Source organism: Streptomyces bobili (assembly GCF_002154575.1).
Taxonomy (GTDB): Bacteria; Actinomycetota; Actinomycetes; order Streptomycetales; family Streptomycetaceae; genus Streptomyces; species Streptomyces bobili.
On record NZ_MUBA01000855.1, the window covers coordinates 1 to 1,571 of the forward strand.

Annotated in this window: 2 protein-coding genes; both read left to right on the forward strand. The window is 74.9% G+C overall.

The genetic code is table 11. The features are described from left to right. The first annotated feature begins 102 nt into the window (after positions 1–102). The gene (locus tag BZL64_RS38230) at positions 103–795 is read left to right on the forward strand and encodes a response regulator transcription factor (RefSeq protein WP_086773511.1); all 693 of its coding nucleotides are present in this window, start codon (positions 103–105) and stop codon (positions 793–795) included. 99 nt (positions 796–894) lie between these two features. Continuing rightward, the coding region (locus tag BZL64_RS38235) for an ATP-dependent DNA ligase (RefSeq protein WP_483025121.1) at positions 895–1,571 on the forward strand (677 nt) is incomplete at its 3' end.

The window sequence follows — 1,571 nt, forward strand, 5'->3', positions numbered from 1 at the left end:
GGTGCCCCGGCCGGGGCACCGCACCGGAGGCGACGGGCCGCCCCCACCGTCCGTCCGTCACCATGGGACCGGCCCGCCCCACGCACCTCGAGAACGGACGCCATGACCATCCGCGTACTGCTCGCCGACGACCAGGCCCTGCTGCGGGCCACCTTCCGGATCCTCATCGACTCCTGCGACGACATGGAGGTCGTCGGCGAGGCCACCGACGGCGCCGAGGCGGTCGAGCTGACCCGCCGGCACCGGCCGGACGTCGTCCTGATGGACATCCGCATGCCCGGCACCGACGGTCTCGCCGCGACGTCCGCCGTCTGCGCCGACCCGGAGCTGTCGGACACACGCGTGCTGATCCTGACGACCTTCGAGATCGACGAGTACGTCGCCGCCGCGCTGCGCCGCGGTGCGAGCGGCTTCCTCGGCAAGGACGTCACCGCCGACGTCCTCCTCGACGGCATACGCGTCGTGGCCTCCGGCGAGTCCCTGCTGTCGCCGCTCGCCACCCGCGCCCTGATCACCCGGTTCCTCACCTCCCCCGCCGAGGGAGCCCGGCTGGCCGCGCCCGACGACCTCTCCGTGCTCACCGCGCGCGAACGCGAGGTGATGGCCTGGGTGGCCGAGGGCCACTCCAACGACGAGATCGCCGCGAAGCTGTTCGTGAGCCCGCTGACCGTGCGCACCCACGTGCACCGGGCCATGACCAAGCTGGGCGCCCGCGACCGCGCCCAACTGGTCGTCATCGCCTACCAGACGGGCCTGGTCCAGCCCCCGCCGCTGCCGCCGGGCGCCACCTTCTGAGCGCCGGGTGCCGCCCGGCCGCGCGGGCCGCTGCCTCCGATCAGGCGAACCCCGCCTGCCGCGGGCGTGCCACGGCGCGGGCCCGGCGACAAGTCACCCGTGACCCTGCCGCTGATCGCCCCCATGCTGGCCAGCCCCGGCACCCTGCCGCCCGTCGCCCAGGACGCGCGCTGGGCGTACGAGACCAAGCAGGACGGGCAGCGGGCGGTGGTCTACCTCCCCGGTGACGGCACCCTCGTGCTGCGTGCCCGCTCCGGCGAGGACATCACCGCGGCCTATCCCGAACTGCGCGCGCTGGGCGGCGCGCTCGGCGCGACGCCCGCCGTGCTCGACGGGGAGATCCTCGCCCTGGACGAACAGGGCCGCGCCGACTTCCAGCTGCTCCAGTCGCGGATGGGCCTCGCCCAGGCGCCGGCGAAGGCCGCACGGCTCGCGGCGACCGCCCCCGTCCACCTGGTGCTGTTCGACGTGATGCACCTGGCGGAGGACTCCCTCCTGCGGGTCCCTTACTCCCGGCGCAGGTCCCGGCTGGAGGAGCTGGCCCTGGCGGGGCCCACCTGGTCGACGCCTGGCGCGCTCGTCGGGCACGGCCGCGAGGCCCTGGAGGCCACCCGCGCCCACGGTCTGGAGGGGCTGGTCTGCAAACGGCTGGACTCCCTCTACGAGCCCGGCGTGCGGTCCCGGGCCTGGATCAAGATCCGCAACATGCGTACGGCGGACGTCCTCGTCGGTGGCTGGCTGCCCGGCAAGGGCCGGCTCACCGGTCTGCCCGGCGC